1 protein-coding gene is annotated in these 1062 nt (G+C 58.6%); it reads left to right on the top strand.

The genetic code is table 11. The annotated features are described in order from the left end of the window. Nucleotides 1-1062 (top strand): RHS repeat domain-containing protein (locus BZK31_RS27585; RefSeq protein WP_167378126.1); only part of this gene is annotated, 1062 nt, incomplete at both ends.

The raw sequence follows: 1062 nt of genomic DNA, 5'->3' as shown, positions 1-1062 counted from the left end.
GTACTACGGCAGCGGCCACTTGCATCAACTGAACCTCGACGGCCAGTTGATCAGCGACATGGAACGCGACGACCTGCACCGCGAGGTCTACCGTACCCAGGGCAAGCTCACCAGCTGCTTCGGCTACGACCCCATGGGTCGAAAGTCCTGGCAGTTCGCGTCCACATTACCGGCCGACAAACTCTCCGGCGTGCTGGGCAGCGAAAGCCCGCAACTGCTGGTGGAACACGCCTACAACCCGATCCACCGCCGCTACCAGTACGACCCGGCCGGCGAACTGATCCGCACCCTCGACAAACTGCGTGGCGAGATTAAGTATGAATATGAAGCCAACGGCCAGTTGCACAGCCGCGACACCGGCAAACTGGTCGACAGCGAGGAATTTCGCTACGACGCCGCGGCCAACCGCCTGAACTTCAACACCAGCCGCTTCGACCACGTGAAGGACAACCGCCTTAAACAGTGGCGTGATCAGGAGTACACCTATGATCCGTGGGGCAATCTGGTTGAAAAACGCAGTGGTCTGGCGAAATGGCAGACGTTTACCTACGACTGTGAAAACCGTCTCGTCAAAGCCGAAACGCTGGTGAACAGCCAGCTTCATAGCACCGGCACGTACCAGTACGACAGTTTGGGGCGACGGGTTGCCAAACAGTCCGAAGTAAACGGCAAAACCGAACACAAACGCTTCCTCTGGCAAGGCCTGCGGATGCTGCGTGAAGAACAGCCGGGACAGAGCAGCCTGTACGTTTACGAGCCCGGCAGCTATGCGCCGCTGGCCCGTGTCGATCAGCGTGAAGGTGAAGCCGAAAACACGCTTTACTACTTCCACACCGACCAGATCGGCACGCCACTGGAGATGACCGACATCGACGGCCAGATCGTCTGGCAGGCGACGTACAAGGCATGGGGAAGCCTCGAAGCGCTGACCGTGAACGAGGTCGAGCAGAACCTGCGGTTTCAGGGGCAGTATTTTGATGAGGAGACGGGGCTTCACTACAACACGTTCCGGTATTACGATCCGGAGGTGGGGCGGTTTATTACGCAGGATCCGATTGGGTT

Source organism: Pseudomonas floridensis (genome assembly GCF_002087235.1).
In the GTDB taxonomy this organism is placed as follows: Bacteria; Pseudomonadota; Gammaproteobacteria; order Pseudomonadales; family Pseudomonadaceae; genus Aquipseudomonas; species Aquipseudomonas floridensis.
The sequence above is the reverse complement of the archived record's forward strand: the minus strand, read 5'-3'. Positions and strand labels throughout refer to the sequence as shown.